This window comes from Pseudomonas brassicacearum (assembly GCF_918698105.1).
GTDB classification, from domain to species: domain Bacteria; phylum Pseudomonadota; class Gammaproteobacteria; order Pseudomonadales; family Pseudomonadaceae; genus Aquipseudomonas; species Aquipseudomonas brassicacearum_F.
Map to the genome: position 1 here is coordinate 55,586 of NZ_CAKKMI010000017.1, position 20,044 is coordinate 75,629.

At 60.5% G+C, this 20,044-nt stretch carries 16 protein-coding genes and 1 tRNA gene; 10 read left to right on the forward strand and 7 right to left on the reverse strand.

Features of this window, described 5'->3' with window-relative positions; genetic code table 11:
* Nucleotides 1–31: 31 nt before the first annotated feature.
* From xylA to LQ215_RS09255, 4 genes are all read left to right on the forward strand, one after another.
* On the forward strand, nucleotides 32–1,348 hold the full coding sequence (xylA, locus tag LQ215_RS09240; protein ID WP_230149094.1) for a xylose isomerase: 1,317 nt from the start codon (nucleotides 32–34) through the stop codon (nucleotides 1,346–1,348).
* A gap of 146 nt (nucleotides 1,349–1,494) precedes the next feature.
* On the forward strand, nucleotides 1,495–2,496 hold the full coding sequence (gene xylF, locus LQ215_RS09245; protein ID WP_230149096.1) for a D-xylose ABC transporter substrate-binding protein: 1,002 nt from the start codon (nucleotides 1,495–1,497) through the stop codon (nucleotides 2,494–2,496).
* Between the two features lie 177 nt (nucleotides 2,497–2,673).
* Complete coding sequence (xylG, locus tag LQ215_RS09250; protein WP_230149104.1) at nucleotides 2,674–4,230, forward strand: D-xylose ABC transporter ATP-binding protein; 1,557 nt, start codon at nucleotides 2,674–2,676, stop codon at nucleotides 4,228–4,230.
* Nucleotides 4,231–5,367 carry a sugar ABC transporter permease gene (locus tag LQ215_RS09255; protein WP_230149107.1) on the forward strand — a complete coding sequence of 379 codons (1,137 nt, stop codon included), beginning with the start codon at nucleotides 4,231–4,233 and terminating at the stop codon, nucleotides 5,365–5,367.
* A gap of 10 nt (nucleotides 5,368–5,377) precedes the next feature.
* Here LQ215_RS09255 and LQ215_RS09260 read toward each other — a convergent pair whose 3' ends face one another.
* Nucleotides 5,378–5,986 (reverse strand): LysE family translocator, encoded by a 609-nt coding sequence (locus LQ215_RS09260; protein ID WP_230149109.1) that lies wholly within the window; start codon nucleotides 5,984–5,986, stop codon nucleotides 5,378–5,380.
* Nucleotides 5,987–6,092: 106 nt separating this feature from the next.
* Between LQ215_RS09260 and gcvA the strand changes: the two genes are divergently transcribed.
* Both gcvA and LQ215_RS09270 read left to right on the forward strand, forming a co-directional pair.
* Nucleotides 6,093–6,998: a transcriptional regulator GcvA gene (gene gcvA / locus LQ215_RS09265; protein ID WP_230149111.1), complete on the forward strand. Its 906-nt coding sequence runs from the start codon at nucleotides 6,093–6,095 to the stop codon at nucleotides 6,996–6,998.
* Between the two features lie 2 nt (nucleotides 6,999–7,000).
* Nucleotides 7,001–8,167: an epoxide hydrolase family protein gene (locus LQ215_RS09270; protein WP_230149113.1), complete on the forward strand. Its 1,167-nt coding sequence runs from the start codon at nucleotides 7,001–7,003 to the stop codon at nucleotides 8,165–8,167.
* Between the two features lie 23 nt (nucleotides 8,168–8,190).
* Here LQ215_RS09270 and LQ215_RS09275 read toward each other — a convergent pair whose 3' ends face one another.
* Both LQ215_RS09275 and LQ215_RS09280 read right to left on the reverse strand, forming a co-directional pair.
* Entirely contained in the window at nucleotides 8,191–10,458 is a 2,268-nt protein-coding gene (locus LQ215_RS09275) for a hypothetical protein (protein ID WP_230149115.1), read from the reverse strand.
* 64 nt (nucleotides 10,459–10,522) lie between these two features.
* A tRNA-Lys gene (locus LQ215_RS09280) sits at nucleotides 10,523–10,597 on the reverse strand.
* Nucleotides 10,598–11,360: 763 nt separating this feature from the next.
* On the opposite strand from LQ215_RS09280, the gene LQ215_RS09285 reads away from it, so the two are divergent.
* From LQ215_RS09285 to LQ215_RS09295, 3 genes are all read left to right on the forward strand, one after another.
* Nucleotides 11,361–11,642, forward strand: coding sequence for a fructose-bisphosphate aldolase (locus LQ215_RS09285; protein ID WP_230149117.1), 282 nt, complete (start codon nucleotides 11,361–11,363; stop codon nucleotides 11,640–11,642).
* A gap of 397 nt (nucleotides 11,643–12,039) precedes the next feature.
* A complete protein-coding gene (locus tag LQ215_RS09290) occupies nucleotides 12,040–12,558 on the forward strand; it encodes an isochorismatase family protein (RefSeq protein WP_230149119.1) in 519 nt (172 codons plus the stop codon).
* A gap of 60 nt (nucleotides 12,559–12,618) precedes the next feature.
* Nucleotides 12,619–12,930, forward strand: coding sequence for an isochorismate lyase (locus tag LQ215_RS09295; RefSeq protein WP_230149121.1), 312 nt, complete (start codon nucleotides 12,619–12,621; stop codon nucleotides 12,928–12,930).
* Between the two features lie 45 nt (nucleotides 12,931–12,975).
* Here the strand turns inward: LQ215_RS09295 and LQ215_RS09300 are convergent, their stop codons facing one another.
* From LQ215_RS09300 to LQ215_RS09315, 4 genes are read right to left on the reverse strand one after another with little or no spacing between them, the layout of a single operon-like run.
* Nucleotides 12,976–13,197: a formate dehydrogenase subunit delta gene (locus tag LQ215_RS09300; RefSeq protein ID WP_230149123.1), complete on the reverse strand. Its 222-nt coding sequence runs from the start codon at nucleotides 13,195–13,197 to the stop codon at nucleotides 12,976–12,978.
* Complete coding sequence (gene fdhF, locus LQ215_RS09305; RefSeq protein WP_230149125.1) at nucleotides 13,194–16,070, reverse strand: formate dehydrogenase subunit alpha; 2,877 nt, start codon at nucleotides 16,068–16,070, stop codon at nucleotides 13,194–13,196. The genes LQ215_RS09300 and fdhF overlap by 4 nt, the downstream gene beginning before the upstream one ends.
* Entirely contained in the window at nucleotides 16,067–17,626 is a 1,560-nt protein-coding gene (locus LQ215_RS09310; RefSeq protein ID WP_230149127.1) for a formate dehydrogenase beta subunit, read from the reverse strand. The genes fdhF and LQ215_RS09310 overlap by 4 nt, the downstream gene beginning before the upstream one ends.
* A complete protein-coding gene (locus LQ215_RS09315) occupies nucleotides 17,620–18,102 on the reverse strand; it encodes a formate dehydrogenase subunit gamma (protein ID WP_003201284.1) in 483 nt (160 codons plus the stop codon). The genes LQ215_RS09310 and LQ215_RS09315 overlap by 7 nt, the downstream gene beginning before the upstream one ends.
* A gap of 450 nt (nucleotides 18,103–18,552) precedes the next feature.
* On the opposite strand from LQ215_RS09315, the gene LQ215_RS09320 reads away from it, so the two are divergent.
* On the forward strand, nucleotides 18,553–20,043 hold the full coding sequence (locus tag LQ215_RS09320; RefSeq protein WP_230149129.1) for an RHS repeat domain-containing protein: 1,491 nt from the start codon (nucleotides 18,553–18,555) through the stop codon (nucleotides 20,041–20,043).
* Nucleotide 20,044: the final 1 nt, after the last annotated feature.

Genomic DNA, 20,044 nt, shown 5'->3' on the forward strand with positions numbered 1-20,044 from the left:
GACACCGCCAAGAATAAAAAGGAAATTGCACATGCCGTACTTCCCCGGTGTCGACAAGATTCGCTACGAGGGCTCCAACAGCGATTCGCCGCTTGCCTTCCGTCACTACGACGCCAACAAAGTGGTGCTCGGCAAACCCATGCGCGAGCACCTGCGCATGGCGGTCTGCTACTGGCATACCTTCGTCTGGCCGGGGTCGGATGTGTTTGGTGCCGGCACGTTCAAGCGCCCGTGGCAGCATGCCGGGGAGCCCATGGAACTGGCCATCGGCAAGGCCGAAGCGGCCTTCGAGTTCTTCTCCAAGCTGGGCATCGACTACTACTGCTTCCACGACACCGATGTCGCCCCGGAAGGCAACTCGCTCAAGGAGTACCGCAACCACTTCGCCCAGATGGTCGACCACCTGGAGCGCCATCAGGAAGAGACCGGGATCAAGCTGTTGTGGGGCACCGCCAACTGCTTCAGCAACCCACGTTTTGCCGCCGGCGCCGCCAGCAACCCGGACCCGGAGGTGTTCGCCTGCGCCGCCGCCCAGGTGTTCAGCGCCATGAACGCCACCCAACGCCTCAAGGGCTCCAACTACGTGCTGTGGGGCGGCCGTGAAGGCTACGAAACCCTGCTCAATACCGACCTGAAACAAGAGCGCGAACAGCTGGGCCGCTTCATGCGCATGGTGGTCGAGCACAAACACAAGATCGGCTTCAAGGGCGACCTGCTGATCGAACCCAAGCCCCAGGAGCCGACCAAGCACCAGTACGATTACGACAGCGCCACGGTGTTCGGCTTCCTGCAACAGTTCGGCCTGGAAAACGAGATCAAGGTCAACATCGAAGCCAACCACGCCACCCTGGCCGGCCACAGCTTCCACCACGAGATCGCCACGGCCGTCTCCCTGGGCATCTTCGGCAGCATCGACGCCAACCGTGGCGATCCGCAGAACGGCTGGGACACCGACCAGTTCCCCAACAGCGTCGAGGAAATGACCCTGGCCACCTACGAAATCCTCAAGGCCGGCGGTTTCAGCAATGGCGGGTTCAACTTCGATTCCAAGGTCCGGCGCCAGAGCCTGGACGATATCGACCTGTTCCACGGCCACGTCGCCGCCATGGACGTCCTGGCCCTCGCCCTGGAGCGCGCGGCGGCCATGGTGCAGAACGATCAATTGCAACAGTTCAAGGACCAGCGCTATGCCGGCTGGCAACAACCGCTTGGCAAAGCCGTGCTGGCCGGTGACTTCAGCCTTGAATCACTGGCCGAGCATGCCTTCGAACACGAGCTGGCCCCCCAAGCCGTCAGCGGCCGGCAGGAGATGCTCGAGAACGTGGTCAATCGGTTCATCTACCCCTGACAACGGGCAATGGCCGGGGCACAGGGGCTGTTACATTCGCGCGACAAATCTGTGCCCACGGCGCTCTGCAACGCTCTACAGTTCTACCCGGTATCACGCTCATCGTCAGGCAGTGTCTTTCAAACAACAATAAAAGGACGCACCACATGAATACATTCAAACGTACCCTGCTCGCCGGCGCCCTCGCCCTGCTCTCGCTTCCGGTCATGGCCGATGCGGCCCATCCGAAAATCGGTTTCTCCATCGATGACCTGCGCCTGGAACGCTGGTCGCGGGACCGCGACTACTTCGTCGCGGCGGCGGAAAAACTCGACGCCAAGGTCTTCGTCCAGTCCGCCGATGCCAACGAGCAGAAGCAGATCTCGCAGATCGAAAACCTGATTTCCCGCGGCGTCGATGTGATCGTCATCGTGCCCTTCAACGCCACCGTGCTGACCAACGCCATTGCCGAAGCCAAGAAGGCCGGGATCAAGGTCGTGTCCTACGACCGACTGATCCTCAATGCCGATATCGACGCCTACATTTCCTTCGATAACGAAAAGGTCGGCGAAATGCAGGCCAGCGGCGTGCTGAAAGCCGCGCCCAAGGGCAACTACTTCCTGCTCGGTGGCGCGCCCACGGACAACAACGCCAAGGTCCTGCGTGAAGGCCAGATGAAGGTGTTGCAACCGGCCATCGACAAGGGTGATATCAAGATCGTCGGCCAGCAGTGGGTGAAGGAATGGAACCCCACCGAAGCCTTGAGCATCGTGGAAAACGCCCTGACCCGGAACAACAACAAGATCGATGGCATCGTCGCTTCCAACGACGCCACCGCCGGCGGCGCCATCCAGGCCCTGGCCGCCCAGAAAATGGCCGGCAAGGTGCCGATCTCGGGCCAGGACGCTGACCTGGCAGCGGTCAAGCGCGTGATCGATGGCACCCAGACCATGACCGTCTACAAGCCGCTGAAACTGATCGCCTCCGAAGCCGCCAAGCTCTCGGTGCAACTGGCGCGCAACGAGAAACCGACCTTCAGCTCGCAATACGACAATGGCAGCAAGAAAGTCGACACCATCCTGCTCACCCCTACTGCGTTGACCAAGGACAATATCGACCTGCTGGAAAAGGACGGGTTCTACACCAAGGCACAGATCGCCGGGCAGTGACCTGACCAGTCAACCAAGCCCTCTGTGGGAGCGAGCTTGCTCGCGATGACGGCAGCACATCCAACATTGATGCAAGCTGAACTACCGCTATCGCGAGCAAGCTCGCTCCCACTGGTCACATGGCTTGGCTGCCTGCCCCACTGCTGACGTGTGAGCCCTTTTTCATGAGTCCTTGCCATGTCCGACTACCTGCTGCAAATGAACGGCATCGTCAAAACCTTTGGCGGTGTCAAAGCCCTGAACGGCATCGACATCAAGGTCAGGCCGGGGGAGTGTGTCGGCCTGTGCGGTGAGAACGGCGCCGGCAAATCCACGCTCATGAAAGTGCTGTCGGCGGTCTATCCCTACGGCACTTGGGAGGGTGAGATTCTTTGGGACGGCCAGCCGCTCAAGGCGCAGTCCATCAGCGAAACCGAAGCCGCCGGGATCGTCATCATTCACCAGGAGCTGACCCTGGTCCCCGACCTGTCGGTGGCTGAAAACATCTTCATGGGCCACGAACTCACACTGCCCGGCGGGCGCATGAACTACCCGGCGATGATCCACCGCGCCGAAGCCCTGATGCGTGAACTCAAAGTGCCGGACATGAACGTCTCGCTGCCGGTTTCGCAGTACGGCGGCGGCTACCAGCAACTGGTGGAAATCGCCAAGGCGCTGAACAAGCAGGCGCGGTTATTGATTCTCGATGAGCCCTCCTCGGCCCTGACTCGTTCGGAGATCGAGGTGCTGCTGGACATCATCCGCGACCTCAAGGCCAAGGGCGTCGCCTGCGTCTACATCTCGCACAAGCTCGATGAAGTGGCCGCCGTGTGCGACACCATCTCGGTGATCCGCGACGGCAAACACATCGCTACCACCGCCATGGCAGACATGAGCATCCCGAAGATCATCACCCAGATGGTCGGACGGGAGATGAGCAACCTCTACCCCACCGAACCCCATGATGTCGGCGAGGTGATTTTCGAGGCGCGCCACTTCACCTGCTACGACGTCGACAACCCCAAGCGCAAACGGGTCGACGACATTTCCTTCGTCCTCAAGCGCGGGGAAATCCTCGGCATCGCCGGGCTGGTCGGTGCCGGCCGTACGGAACTGGTGTCAGCGCTGTTCGGTGCCTACCCCGGCCGTTACGAAGGCGAAGTCTGGCTCAACGGCCAACACATCGACACGCGCACGCCGCTCAAGTCGATTCGTGCCGGCCTGTGCATGGTCCCCGAAGATCGCAAGCGCCAAGGCATTATCCCCGACTTGGGCGTGGGCCAGAACATCACCCTGGCGGTGCTGGACAACTATTCGAAAATGACCCGCATCGACGCCGAAGCCGAACTGGGCAGCATCGACAAGGAGATCGCGCGCATGCACCTCAAGACCGCGAGCCCGTTCCTGCCGATCACCAGTCTCTCCGGCGGCAACCAGCAAAAAGCCGTGCTGGCGAAAATGCTCCTGACCAAACCCCGGGTGCTGATTCTCGATGAACCCACCCGCGGCGTGGACGTTGGCGCCAAGTACGAGATCTACAAGTTGATGGGTGCGCTGGCGGCCGAAGGCGTGTCGATCATCATGGTGTCCTCGGAACTGGCCGAAGTCCTGGGGGTTTCCGACCGCGTCCTGGTGATCGGCGACGGCCAGTTGCGCGGCGACTTCATCAACCACGAACTGACCCAGGAACAGGTGCTCGCCGCCGCGCTCAGCCATCCCGATGGCCATAACAATAATGATCGGAAGTCCGCGTAGATGAATCAGGTCAAACAGCTGTTTTCCCGCTACAAGATGCTTGCGCTGGTGATCGCCGTGGCGATGATCTGGCTGTTTTTCAGTTGGCAGACCGAGGGTGGGTTCGTGACCCCGCGCAACCTCTCCAACTTGCTGCGGCAGATGTCCATCACCGGGATCCTCGCCTGCGGCATGGTGCTGGTGATCATCAGCGGCGAGATCGATTTGTCGGTGGGTTCATTGCTTGGGCTGCTCGGTGGCCTGGCGGCGATTCTCGACGTGGTCTATCACTTTCCGCTGCTGGCGAACCTGAGCCTGGTGGCCCTGTGCGGTTTGGTGATTGGCTTGGGCAACGGCTACATGACCGCCTACTTGCGTATCCCGTCGTTCATCGTTGGCCTGGGTGGCATGCTCGCGTTTCGCGGCGTCCTGCTGGGGGTGACTGGCGGTACCACCATTGCCCCGGTGTCACCGGAACTGGTCTACGTCGGCCAAGGTTACTTGCCGCACACGGTCGGGACCGGGCTCGGCATCCTGCTGTTCGCCCTGACCCTGTTCCTGACCTGGAAACAGCGGCGCAACCGTGCCCTCCATGGCCTGACGGCCCACTCCCTGGTGCGTGACGTGTTGCGCGTGGTGATGATCGGCGCGGTGCTGGCCGGATTCGTCTATACCCTCAACAGCTACGACGGCATCCCGGTACCGGTGCTGCTCCTGCTGATCCTGCTGGGTGTGTTCAGCTACGTCACCAGCCAGACCGTGTTCGGCCGCCGTGTCTACTCGGTGGGCAGCAACATGGAAGCCACGCGCCTGTCCGGCATCAACGTACAGGCCGTGAAGCTGTGGATCTTCGGCATCATGGGCGTAATGTGCGCCCTCGCCGGCGTGGTCAACACCGCACGCCTGGCCGCCGGCTCACCCTCGGCCGGCAACATGGGCGAACTCGACGCCATTGCCGCCTGCTTCATCGGTGGCACCTCCATGCGCGGCGGCTCCGGCACGGTCTACGGCGCCCTCCTCGGCGCGCTGGTGATCACCAGCCTGGACAACGGCATGTCCATGCTCGACGTCGACAGCTACTGGCAGATGATCGTCAAAGGCAGCATCCTGGTGCTGGCGGTGTGGGTGGATGTGAGTACGCGCACGGGGCGGCGTTGACCTGTACTCGTCACTTGCTGGCAGACGCCATCAACACACCAAAGCCCAGGAAGGTGATGCCCGACAGTTTGCCGACAATCCTGGCGCCCTGGCTCGAGGAGAGCCAGCCCCTGGCGCCATTGGCCATGAGCGCATAACCGCAATGGATCAGGACGACCAGCCCGGCATAGGACGACACCAGCAAGAAGAACTGGCTGAAGTAGTCACCCGCCGGCTTGATGAATTGGGGGAACACGGCGAGGAAGAAAAACCCGGCCTTGGGGTTGAGCAACTGGATCGACAGCGCCTCGCCGAATCGCCGCCACGGGCGCGTGGCCGTGACCGTGAGTTCGGGCACGAAGCGTTGGGTACGCCACATCTTGATGCCCAGGTACAACAAGTACAGCGCGCCGACGTATTTCAAAAGCGTGAAGGCCGTCGCCGAGGCGGCCAGGATCAACCCCAAGCTGCTGGCGCAGATACCCGCCACGATAACCGCGCCCGACGCGATCCCGAAAATGCCCGGCAGCGCACCGCGCCAGCCATGGCGCAAGGCATTGGAAATCGTCAACACCACACCGGGCCCCGGGCTGAGCACCGTCAGGGTCGCCAGGATCAGAAAAAGTCCGTAACCGGCCATGCATCACTCCACATTGAAGGCGAATTGCTGTGGCCTTCAGGGTGGCGTGGCACCGGGACGCTGACAAACGCTTTAATTGCAGCTCATATGTGACTAAATTAGACACATGATCGCCAACCTCCCGCCGTTGAACGCCGTCCGCGCCTTCGCCGCTGCCGCTCGCCACCAGAGTTTCAGCCGCGCCGCCGAAGAACTGCACGTGAGCCACAGCGCCGTCAGCCGCCACGTAAAGTTGCTCGAAGAGCGCCTGGGCGTGCTGCTGTTCGAACGTCGAACACGCCAGTCCGTGCTCACCCCGGCCGGCCGGGCTTTCTACGAGCAGGTCAGCGAGGCCCTGACCCAAATCGCCAACGCCGCCACCGCACTGACACGCAATGCGGCCCAGCGCAAAGTGACCATCAACGTGCGCCCCTCCTTCGCGGTGCGTTGGCTGATCCCGCGGCTGCCCGACTTCATGGCGCTCCATCCAGACATCAAGCCCAACGTCGTCACCAGCACGCGGCCGCCCGATCCATCACGGGAAACGTTCGACGTGGTCATCCGTCGCGGGCACGCCGGCTGGTCGGCCAATCTGCAGCCCACGGTATTGCTGGAAGACGACCTGCTGCTGGTCGCCGCACCGGCGTTACTGCAAAGCGTGCCATTGGAAAATGTCCACGACCTGGCTCGGCACACCTTGTTGTCGGGCAGGACGCGCAGCAGCGATTGGCAAGACTGGGCGGAACACGCAGGGATCAATCCATTGAACAACTCGCCGACCCTGCAATTCGATCACATGCACCTCGTGCTGCAGGCCGCCGTCGATGGGCTGGGCGTGGCGTTATGTCCGGCTTCGCTGCTGGGCAGGGATTTGTCCAACGGGCGCCTGACCTGCCCACTGCCGTCGTTACGCCTGCCGTTGGCCCGCTATTACTACGGGGTGTCCGGGGATGCGGTGGCTGAGACGCAGGTTTTTGTTGATTGGTTGTTTTATCAGATCCAGCAGCCAGCCACCGCTCAACCGAAGGCGTAATCATGCTCATCGAACCTTTCTCCATCAACATCCCTGACAGCGCTCTCGAAGACCTCCGCCACCGCCTGTTGAGCACAAGGCTGCCTGAGCCCTTGCCCGGCCAAGGCTGGAGCGAAGGCATGGACATGGATGTGCTTCGGGAGCTTCTCGCCTATTGGTCGAACACGTTCGATTGGCGTGCCCAGGAAGTCGCGCTGAATCGCCTGCCGCAGTTTGTCACCCACGTCGACGGGCAAAGGGTCCATTTTGTTCATCAGCGCGGCATCGGTCCGAAGCCGATGCCGCTCATCCTCACCCACGGCTGGCCCGGCTCGTTCATCGAGATGCAGCGCATCATCCCATTGCTGACGGACCCGGCCCGCCATGGCGGTGATCCTGCGGACGCCTTCGATGTGGTGGTGCCGTCGCTGCCCGGCTACACCTTTTCCGCACCGTTCCAGCAATCTGGCATGGGGCCTTATGAGGTCGCCGGTTTGTGGGGTGAGTTGATGACGGGGCTAGGCTATGACCGGTTTGGCGCCCAGGGTGGGGATATTGGCGCAGGCGTGTCGACGTGGTTGGGCGTGCGTTTCCCCGAGCGGGTGACCGGCATTCACCTCAATTACATCCCGGGTTCCTATCGCCCTCCCCTTGGCGAAACCGAACCCGCGCAGACAGCGGCGGAAACCGCGTTCCTGCAACATGCCGGGGCATTTGCCGATGCCGAAGGCGCCTACGCACACCTCCAAAGAACCAAGCCGCAAAGCCTGGCCGTGGGCTTGAATGATTCACCGGCCGGACTGTTGGCGTGGATGGGCGAAAAGATCCTGTCCTGGTGCGATACCCAACCCGCCATCGATCGTGACTGGCTGCTGACCAACGTCACGCTGTACTGGCTGACTAACTGCATCGGCTCGTCGTTTCGCCAGTATGTGGAAGGTAGCAAGCGGCCGTTGCTGTTCAACCACGGCGAGCGACTGAAACCGCCGGTGGAGTGGCGATGTTTCCCGAGGAACTGCCCATGCCGCCGAGGAGCTGGGTGGAGCGCTGCTTTAACGTGGATCGCTGGACCATCATGCCCCGCGGTGGTCACTTTGCCGCGTTGGAGCAGCCGGGGTTGTTGGCGGAGGATATCAGGGCGTTTTTTCGGGATTGGCGTTGATCGAATCGAAGATGTTCCTGGGCCTTAATCACACTCCCTCGACTGGAATCTTTACCGCAGCCAATGCGACTCCGTTGTCCACCCCAGAAAAACACGCGCACCTTCGGCGGTCAGTTTATGTTGCGGCAGGCGACGACCCGCTGCGGCCATGCGCAGTCCAATCATCACAGGTAGGAATTTCTCCCGGAAAGCACCTGGCTGCCGAGCGTAATGCGCTTCGATGCCCTCGATAGCCGAACCCATTTCGGATTCGTCGAGCATCGACAAGTAAAAAATCATCTGACGCCAGGCGTATGCCGTGTTCTTGAGCATAATCAAGCGCCCATGATAGTGCTCTATTCGCATCTGCTGACGCCTGCAGATCCATTCAAAACAGACCTGGGCGAGTGAGCTCAAGCGCGGATACAACAGTGTTTTCAAATCAAGCTCGCAGAACAGGCTTGAGAGATTCTGCGTGGTCAATATCTGCTGCTGTTCAATAATGGTGCCGTTGGTTGAGGGACGCCATGTATCAAGTTCTGCGTTTGCGCGCTGCGCGCACAAGGTTGTCAAAGCGTCGCGCCTTGTTGACGAGCGCCGCCAGAAGGATTGGGGCGCTCTCGATTTGGGTCTATCGGGAAGCGTCGCCAGCATGTCAGTTTCAATATCGTAGTAACGGGCGTACAGGGTACCTGTCAGCGCCTTGGCCGCACGCCTGGCAGCGTCGATGAACTTGTTTGAAAACTCCCCCATGAATATGTCCGAAGCGACTTCGTCCACCAATGGAAGATCCAGCCTGGCCGTTTCGGCGAGGGCGCGCAGTTCTTTAAGCAGCTTGTTGGGAAGAATCGCCTGGGGAAAGGCAGATAGAGTCAGCGCTGACGACTCGATAACCGCCTGCCGGGCGATGTTCGCATCGACGGGGTCACGTTGACGATAGCCTTCGACGGCCGCGACCCAGGGCAACTCACCCAGCCTGACCTGGCTTTGCAGGTTGAGCAATAACAACGAGCGACGTTGGCGAAAGGCACGATAAGTAGCGGCGTATAGATTACCTAATGCGGGATCGGAAAATCCGGAGCTACGTATTTCAGCGGTCATCGCTGGCAACACTCGCGCGACGGTGTCGCCCGAAGTAATCAAACCGTGATCGATCAACTCGGCAATCGTACCGCTGCGGCAGCGCTCTACGCGCCGGCAAATCGCCCGTGGAAGATCGGCTCCGTCCGTCAGGGCAAATACGTTTGCTTCTTCGTTGCTAATCGGCTCAAGCAAGGGAGCCAAATCCGAGACGCCGTCGTTGGCCGGATAACGCTCCATTCGCATGGCCACAGCCTTGGCGACGACGTGATGACCCGGCGCCGCTACATGCTCGCGCTGCTTTGATCGGTACTCACGATGGGCGCTGGAGTCGGGCAGACCATGCTTGCGCACGAAATCATCAACAATCTGACGAATGCGACCGACTTGACGTCCCGTAAGCGAGTTCGAATCGCCAGAGCATTGTTCGAGCAACGCAAACAGTTCCAAGAGGCGTCGCTTGGAGCCGCCTACGATGGGCCCTTGCGCTTCGCGAACGGCATTGAACCGAATGCAAAGCGAAGCAGCCTGCTCGTGCCATCCCTCTGGATAAACCCTACACGGCCACTCGTCCTGATAAGTCAAAAGGAAGTGGGAAACGACAGAGTCGTACAGGGGTAAGCAGACTTCGATAACCTGTTTCTGGATCGCCACACGTGGTTGACCGCGCAACGTCAAGAGCCGCTGCCGAATCTCATCGACGTTAAATACATGTATCTGCGCCGCAGAAAATTGCAGCTTTTCACAGGGTGTTGGAAAGAAGCGCAGGCGGTCGAAGAAAGGTGTGATCGATTCTATCAGCGCCCAGGCCTCATCCACTTGCTGTTGTCCTAACAGCCAAGCCACACTCAGCAGGGCGGACTCTTCTGGAACATTGACTCGGTAATTGCCCTTCGCCAGATATCCCCGCAATACTTCGAGACCTTCATCCGACAGATACCATGCATTGATATCCAGACGCTCGAAGCCCGGACGGATACCCGGGATCGATGCGGCCAGCGCTCGTTCGTGCTCGTTCAGGTCACCACCCGCCAGCAGGTGACCCGTGGCAAAGCCGCCAGTAGCGACCTCCAGCGTCACCCAGACGGGAATATCCGCCAGCGGCATACGCGATCCGTACTGCGCAGTACCCTGCACTGCATGCGCCAACACCTGCTGCCAGCGTGCAATCCGCTGAATCGCTTTGGCGTGGTTTTCTGACTCAGGATCAGCGTCCTGGGCGATCAGCGCCTTCGACAATTGGAAGATTGCATAGCCCATGCCAGGCGTTCCGTCAGATCGAGTACCGTCCCTGAGCATGCGTCCTCATGACCTTGCGATGGAATGGGTCCGGGGGCTGGATTCGAACCAGCGCCCACCCGGTTAAGAGCCAGGTGTTCTACCGCTGAACTACCCCGGAGCGGAGCGAGCATTGTCATTCAGCCTCGCTAAGATGTGAAGAACTTTTGGATGACAGAATTGGCAGGTAATTCATGCCAACTGGTTTACGACTGCTGCGCAGCTGAGCTGAGCTGAGCGGTGCGACGTTTCACTTCTCCTAACCACAAGAGGTCTGAATAAGCAGGCCGCCTGTGGGAGCAAGGCTTGCCCGCGATGAAGACGACGCGGTTTTCCGGGGAAGCGAGGTGCCTGCATCGCGAGCAAGCTTTGCTCCCACCACAGCAAGCCGTGCACTCCAGTGGTAGCGGCAAAAAACGATCCGAATATCTCGTAGGAATTTACTTCCCGTGGCGAGGGAGCTTGCTCCCGCTGGGCTGCGAAGCGGCCCCAAACCAGGCACCTCTTTTCGCCAGGTGCTCCGCAGGTACCGGTTTTACGACTGCTGCGCAGCCGAGCGGGAGCAAGCTCCCTCGCCACAGGGGACGGGGGCGTCCTACAGGTCGGTTGTGGGTGCCGGGATCGACTTCTATAGTTGGGTCGTCGCTGGCTTTGGCCGGTGGCTGGGTTTCGCAGCCCGATAGATACGCTGGCAACCAGGCATCATAAAAGTAACAATGGGCGCGTTTGGCGTTCAACGTCACTTATGGTGGCTGTGTGTGGGAGATCTTCGGGTCTGCCGAGTTCCTCGTATCCTCGGTCTGCGAACCCACATGCAGCTACCACCCGTTCGTTTCGCAGCGAATTGCAGTAGCTATCTTTCTTGATATGAGGAATTAGTAACTATGCGCCAGAATCCTTTGGATCAACGCTTCACCCCCCTGACCCAAACCGCCACCACCCACCCCGTCCTGCTGATCGACACCCAAGCCCCACTCCCCGAACTCCACGCTTGCGCCAGCGAGCGCCTGCACGCCACGCTTGATTACCTGACTTTGGTGGCGTGCGGCAGCCTGCGTGATTCGGCATCGAGTGACATCAACACCATCACCAACGTCGCCCGGATCCTGGTGCAGGACGTGGCGGATGTGTTCGGCGTGATCGAACAGCGCGGCCTCGAAGGCTAGCCAGCCTTTGTGGCGAGGGAGCTTGCTCCCGCTGGGTTGCGAAGCAACCCCAACACCAGGCACCGCAGTACAACAGGTAAACCGCACCAGCCGGTTTTACGACTGCTGCGCAGCCGAGTGGGAGCAAGCTCCCTCGCCACAATGCCCCTGTCCCTGTCCCTTGGGCCAAACAGGGGCCGTATACATGCGCAAGCAAGACTTGCCAGGCTGGATTGCCTACAGGTACTGTCAGGCCATGAATCTTTCTCAGATCGCCCCGTCCACCACAACCACGACCGCCAAGGCGGGTCGTGAGGTGTCGTGAGTCAATAACACACGTATCTCAAAGGCCCGCCAGTGATGGTAAGGGCCTTTTCTTTTGCCCTTGCGTCGCTGGCCCAAACGCAAGGAAAGCACCATGCACGCTCTGTTGATTCTCGATATGCAAGTTGGGTTGTTTCACGGCCCGGATAAACCCTGGGCCGGCGAAGCGTTGCTGGACACGTTGAATGGCTTGCTGCTCAAGGCCCGGAAGGCTGGCGCACCGGTTTTCCTGGCTCGCCACGTAGGCCCGCCCGGCTCGCCCATCGAGCCTGCAAGCCCGCTGACGCAACTGGTGCAGGAACTGCAGTTGGAGGGTGACGAAGTCATCTTCGAAAAAAACCGCCCCAACGCCTTCACCCAGACAGGCCTGGCAGAGCGGCTAAAGGCTTGCGATGCTGAAGGCCTGGTCATCACCGGTATGAAAACCCAGTATTGTATCGACAGCACCTGCCGAGCCGCTCGGGACCTGGGGTTCGACACGGTCCTGATCGCCGACGGTCATACCTGCTCCGACACGCCTGAATTGAAGGCGGAAATGATCGTCGCCCATCACAACGCAACCCTGGCCGGCGCCTTCTGTCGTGTCGTTCGCGCTGAGGACTGGTGCTTCTAAACTCCATCAGAAGATCGGCTCACATTGGGCCGATCTTGTTCAACAAGCGGAGCTCACAGCATGGACCCGTTGCAACCCTCGCAATGCGCAAACATGGAGGACATCCGACGCGAAATCGATGCCCTCGACAAGGCGGTCATCACGCTGCTGGGCAAGCGCTATCAATACGTGCTCGCGGCCTCGAAATTCAAGACCTCCGCATCTTCGGTGCAGGCACCGGAACGCTTCAAGGCGATGTTGGCAACACGGCGCGAGTGGGCCGAGGTCGAAGGCTTGAGCCCGGATGCCATCGAGAAGATGTACCGCGACCTGGTGACTCACTTCATTGCTGAAGAGATGAAACAGTGGACGGCTCATCAATCCGAAACCTGAGCCGCCACTCTATCTCGCCACGGGGGCGCGTGCCCCCGTGGCTCACTAGGCGCTTACCTGTGGCTCCGTCAGCGCCGCCAACACCAACGGGTGCAAGACAGCATCAGGATGTTTCGTTTGCCAGGCCGCCAAATCACGGCGCATGCCCGGCGTCCAGAAGCTCTTGATGTGCTGGCGCACGCCATTCACCGCCAATGTGTGATCCGGCTCGCTGGCGAAGTACTGGGCAATCTGGTTGGCCATCTTGATCAAGCTGTCAGAGCTCATCGACGCACCTCGGCTTTCTCGGCATGGCGACGTTCCCTGAGCAAGCGTCCCTGTTCATCACTGAACGCCTGGTAGCGCTTCTGCCATTCCGAAGGCTGGCTGACCCGCACGATCTCGACCGCCGTCACCTTGTATTCCGGGCAGTTGGTGGCCCAGTCGGAGTTGTCGGTGGTGATCACGTTGGCGCCCGATTCAGGGAAGTGGAACGTGGTGTAGACCACGCCCGGTGCCACCCGCTCGGTCACCTTCGCACGCAGCACCGTTTGCCCGGCACGACTGCCGATACCCACCCAGTCTTCGTCGACGATCCCGCGGTTCTCGGCGTCGGTTGGGTGAATCTCCAACCGGTCCTCCTCGTGCCAGGCCACGTTGTCGGTGCGCCGGGTCTGGGCGCCGACGTTGTACTGGCTGAGGATACGTCCGGTGGTCAGCAGCAGTGGATAGCGGCTGTTGACCTTTTCCTCGGTGGGCACGTAGCCGGTGAGCATGAAGCGCCCTTTGCCGCGCACGAACTGGTCGATGTGCATGGTCGGCGTGCCGTCCGGTGCGGCATCGTTGCAAGGCCATTGCAGGCTGCCGTGACGATCCAGTTCGGCGTAGCTGACGCGGGTGAACGTTGGCGTCAGGCGGGCGATTTCATCCATGATTTCCGAAGGATGGTTGTAGTGCATCTTGTAGCCCAGGGCGTCGGCCAGGGCGATGGTGGCTTCCCAGTCGGCCTTGCCGGCCAGCGGGTCCATCACCTTGCGAACGCGGGAGATGCGGCGTTCGGCGTTGGTGAAGGTGCCGTCCTTCTCCAGGAACGAGCTGCCCGGCAGGAACACGTGGGCGAACTTGGCCGTCTCGTTGAGAAAGATGTCCTGGACGATCACACATTCCAACGCAGACAACGCGGCCGTCACATGCTGCGTGTTGGGGTCGCTCTGGGCAATGTCCTCACCCTGGCAGTAAAGCGCCTTGAAGGTGCCGTCCAGGGCCGCCTCGAACATGTTGGGAATGCGCAGGCCCGGGTCGGGTTGCAAGGTGACGTTCCACGCCTGCTCGAACTCGGCGCGTACCGCCTCGTTGGAAATGTGCCGATAACCCGGCAGCTCGTGGGGGAACGAGCCCATGTCGCAGGAGCCCTGGACGTTGTTCTGCCCACGCAGCGGGTTCACCCCGACGCCTTCGCGACCGATGTTGCCGGTGGCCATGGCCAGGTTGGCGATGCCCATGACCGAGGTGCTGCCCTGGCTGTGCTCGGTGACGCCGAGGCCGTAGTAGATGGCCGCGTTGCCTCCGGTGGCGTAGAGCCGTGCGGCGGCGCGGATCTGCTCGGCAGGCACGCCGCACACCGGGCCCAGGACCTCAGGAGAGTTTTCCGGCAGGCTGACGAAATCGCGCCAGCGGGCGAAGTCCGCCGCCTCGCAGCGTGCCTCGACAAAAGGCTGGTCAATCAAGCCTTCGGTGGCAATCACATGACCCAACGCATTGAGCATTGCCACGTTGGTGCCCGGACGCAGTTGCAAGTGCAGCTCGGCGCGGGCATGAGGCGAATCCACCAGGTCGATGCGCCGTGGGTCGATGACGATCAACCGTGCGCCCTGGCGCAGGCGACGCTTGAGCTGGGAGCCGAACACCGGGTGCGCGTCAGTCGGGTTGGCGCCCATCACCAGGATGACGTCGGCCTTCATCACCGAGTCGAAATTCTGGGTGCCGGCGGATTCGCCCAAGGTCTGCTTGAGGCCGTAACCGGTAGGCGAATGGCAAACACGAGCACAGGTGTCGACGTTGTTGTTGCCAAACGCGGTGCGCACCAGTTTTTGCACCAGGTAGGTTTCTTCGTTGGTGCAGCGGCTGGAGGTGATGCCGCCGATGGAGTCGCGCCCGTACTTGAGCTGGATCCGGCGCAATTCGCTGGCGGCGTAGGTGACCGCCTCGTCCCAACTGACTTCCTGCCACGGATCGTTGATGTGCTTGCGGATCATCGGCTTGGTGATGCGGTCCGGGTGCGTGGCGTAGCCCCAGGCGAAACGGCCCTTGACGCAGGAGTGGCCGTGGTTGGCCTGGCCGTTCTTGTCCGGGACCATGCGCACCAGTTGTTCGCCTTTCATCTCGGCGCGGAACGAGCAACCCACGCCGCAGTAGGCGCACGTGGTGATGACGCTGCGCTCCGGCTGGCCGATCTCCACGACGCTCTTGTCGATCAGGGTAGCCGTCGGGCATGCCTGCACGCAGGCGCCGCAGGACACGCATTCGGAATCGAGGAAGTTGTCACCGCCGGCCGCCGCCACTCGAGAGTCAAAACCGCGTCCGGTGATCGTCAGGGCGAAGGTCCCCTGGATTTCCTCGCAGGCACGCACGCAGCGGTTGCAGACGATGCACTTGCTCGGGTCGTACTCGAAATAGGGGTTGGAAACGTCCTTGGCTTCATCCAGGTGATTGGCGCCGTCGTAGCCATAGCGCACTTCGCGCAAGCCCACCTGCCCCGCCACGGTCTGCAATTCACAGTTGCCGTTGGCTGCACATGTCAGGCAGTCCAGCGGGTGGTCGGAGATGTACAGCTCCATCACGTTGCGGCGCAAATCGGCGAGTTTGGAGGTCTGGGTGCGCACCACCATGCCCTCGGTTACCGGCGTGGTGCAGGACGCCGGATAACCGCGCATGCCGTCGATCTCTACCAGGCACATGCGGCAGGAGCCGAAGGCTTCCAGGCTGTCGGTGGCGCAGAGTTTGGGGATGGTGGTGCCGAGCAAGGCGGCGGCACGCATGACCGAGGTGCCGGAGGCGACGCTGATTTCGCGCCCGTCGATGGTCAGGCTGACCTGCACGTCGCTTTCGCGCGCCGGGGTGCCCAGGTCGATATCGCTGCTGGGGTCGAAGATAGTGATCATTGGTCGGCCTCCGTGGTCGCCAGACCGAAGTCGGCGGGGAAATGCTTGAGGGCGCTGGCGACAGGGTAGGACGTCATCCCACCGAGGGCACAGAGCGAACCGTATTGCAGGGTATCGCACAGATCCTGCAACAGCAGGGCCTGTTCCTGACGAGCAGCGGTTTCAGTGCTGGCGATCAAGCGATCCACCACTTCCACCCCGCGGGTGGAGCCGATCCGGCACGGCGTGCACTTGCCGCAGGATTCCTCGGCGCAGAACTGCAAGGCGAACCGCGCCATCTGGGCCATGTCCAGGCTGTCGTCGGCAACCACCACGCCACCGTGGCCGAGCATCGCGCCCATGGCGGCGAACGCTTCGTAGTCCAGCGGCGTATCGAATTGCGCAGGCGGCACCCAGGCACCCAACGGCCCGCCCACTTGCGCGGCCTTCAGGGATCGACCGCTTGCAGTACCGCCGCCATAGCCTTCCACCAGTTCACGCAGGCTCAGGCCGAAGGCGCGCTCCACCAGGCCACCGTGACGGACATTGCCGGCCAGTTGGAACGGCATCGTGCCCAGGGAGCGGCCCATGCCGAAGTCGCGATAGAACTGCGCGCCCTTCTCCAGGATGATCGGCACCGAGGCCAGGGTCACCACGTTGTGCACCAGGGTCGGCAGCCCGAACAGGCCTTGAATCGCTGGCAGTGGCGGCTTGGCGCGAACCGTACCGCGCTTGCCCTCGAGGGATTCCAGCAGTGCCGTTTCTTCGCCACAGATATAGGCGCCGGCCCCGACACGCACCTCAATGTCGAAGGCGCAGCCGCTACCGCTCACGCTCGCCCCCAGATAGCCGGCTTCGCGCGCAATGCGCAGCGCTTCGTTCAGCGTACTGATGGCGGCTGGGTATTCCGAACGCACATAGATGTAGCCCATCGTCGCGCCGACGGCGATGCCGGCGATGATCATGCCTTCGATCAGCAGGAAGGGGTCACCCTCCATCAGCATGCGGTCGGCAAACGTACCGGAGTCGCCTTCATCGGCGTTACACACCACATACTTCTGCGCACCCACGGCATCACGCACGGTGCGCCACTTGATGCCCGCCGGGAACGCCGCGCCACCCCGGCCACGCAGGCCGGAGTCCAACACGCTGGCGACCACCTCTGCGCCATCCATCTGGAGGGACCGGGCCAGGCCCAGGAAGCCGCCCCGGGCACGATAGTCATCCAGGGACAGCGGTTGCGTGATGCCGGCGCGCGCGAACAACAGACGCTGTTGGCTCTTGAGATAGGGAATCTCCTCCACCGGCCCCAGGGCCAGCGGATGGCTGCCGGGATCGCCTGCCAGCGCATCCAGCAAACCCGGCACATCGGCCGGTGTGACAGGGCCAAAGCCCAGCCGGACGCCGGCGCTTTCAAGCTCCACCAGCGGCTCCAGCCAATAGAGGCCACGGGAACTGGTGCGCAACACCGTCAACGGCAACTGTCGACGCTCAGCCTCAAGGGCCAACGCATCGGCCACCTTGTCCGCGCCCACGGCACGGGCTACCGAATCGCGGGGGACACAGAGCGTCAGCATGCGCCCTCCTCCATGCAATCATTGACCAACTGACGCAGACGCTCGGGCGTGATCCGCGCATGCAGCTCCCCGTCCAGCTCCAAGGCCGGCGAGCAGACGCAGGCACCCAGGCAATAGACCGGCCGCAGGCTGATGCTTCCATCGGCGCTGGTGCCGTGATCGTCCAGCGCCAGTTGCTCGCGCAACTGCGCCGCCAGGGTCTCGGCGCCCATGCTTTTGCAGGACTCGGCCCGGCACAGGCGCAGCGTATGGCGCGCCGGCGGTGTGGTGCGGAAATCGTGGTAGAAGCTGATGACCCCGCGCACTTCAGCCTGGCTGAGGTTCAGGGCGTGGGCGATCTCCGGGACGGCGCTGTCGGGGACATACCCGCAGCCTGCCTGGATGGCATGGAGAATAGGCAGCAAGGCACCGGGGGTGTCCTTTTCGCGCGCAAGCACGCTATGGATCAAAGGCAGGTGAAGCGTCTCATCGGGCATAAACGTACCTCGGCATCTCGAACGCCACCGCCGCATAGCGGCAGCCGTCCGGAGTCTTGGCTGCGGCGACCGACCCACGTCACGGTAGCGTGGCACATCCGATCGCCATTCTCGCTCTCCGGCCAGTGTCTTTGGCGCACTTGGTCCGGGGCATCCTCACAGCTTGCCACTCCCGGGGGTTGGCGATTGCACATGGACGACGAAACGTGTTCTGAAAGCGACTTGGCGTGAAAAGTTGTCCTGCGTCCGCGGGAAGTCAAATACACAAGTGATTGTAGGCGACGCACGGCGATCGGTGGCTACTGGCCGTTTTCCTGACTGCCAGCGTGGCGAGTGCTTTGCTGGATCACAACACAAGGTTACAAACACAATATATATGTATCGTTTTCACAGCGCCGCACCGAGAGATCATTAAGGGAGTTTAAAACCTAAAAACCGCAAGGACGCCCAATGTCACCCAAAATACTCGCCTCATACTCTCTGTCACTCTCACTGCTTGCCACCTGTTTTAACACAACAGCAGAGGAATATTATTGGCACATTCAACCGGAAGCTTGGGATTGGCACGGACCACAGAAAAATCATCTATCTCCGGAACTAGCCTGTCGATTTCTGCACGAAAACACTGACTACGAAATATATGAATACGGCTCTGCCACTCCCACCTCAAGGGAAAATCAATGGACCTGTAACCTTTTCTATGGCAACGTCCCCGATGACAATCTAGCCATATCGATATACAGGCATGGCAACTCATGCGAAGGCGGGAAAACTTTTAATAACTTTACCGAACAATGCGAAGCCCAAGGGGTGGACAACAGCTGCCCTTCAAGTCTCACGGGAAATCCGATAAATTTCGCAACAGGCTATAAAATACAACTCGAAAATGACTACTCTATTTCGAACTCACATTCAGCTTTAAATCCACTCGAGTTTTCAAAGTCCTACAGAAGCGCCGATGGAGCATGGCGACATGGTTATTCATCCTGGCTAAGTTTCGAAGAGAACCTGATCACGTTTATTCATCATAATGGAAATCGCTCCTATTTCGAAAAGGAAGGTGCGTCGTATAAGGGTAAGCCACCAGAAACAGGCAAGCTCACCCGCCTGTCAGACCGCTGGAGCTATCGTGCCTCCAACAACCAGGTGCTTGAGTTTGATAGCGACGGAAGGCTCATAGCGCTTATCAAATCAGGGATCGCATTAAACATCACATACTTAAATACCGTTGCAACTGTCACTGATGGCTTTGGCAATACCTTAACGTTTACCGAGGACGTAAAGAAGCAACCTCTTACCGTCACAGCGGACAACATAAACATTAGCTACACCTATAATGATTACAAACAACTTACTTCGATGACCAAAAACCATCCAAACCACACTAAAAACAAACAATACCTCTATCAAGACCCCAACGACAGCAGACTGCTGACCGGCATTATCGATGAACGCGGGGTGCGTTACGCCACATGGACCTATGATGAACAAGGACGCGCCATTTCAGGTGAGCACGCTGCTGGAGCTGAAAAAGTCCTGGTCAGCTACAACAGCGATGGATCGTCCACGGTCACTAACGCGTTGGGCAAGCAGACGCACTATCAATTTGAATTGATTCAAAACATCAAACGCATCAAGTCCATTACAGGGTTTCCATCGGCCAACTGTCCCGATAGCAACTCAAGTTTCACTTACGACGCCCGCGGTCTGCTGACAACAAAAACAGACAACAACGGCAATATAACCACCTATCTCTACAACGACCGAGGCCTGGAAACCTCTCGCACGGAAGCGAGCGGCACTTCTCAAGCGAGAACGACCACCACCGAATGGCACCCGACGCTGTATTCCCCAGTGCGCATCAACGAACCGGATCGCTCCATTCAATACACCTACGACATTCAAGGGCGCCAGCTCAGTAAAACAATCATTTCACGTTAAT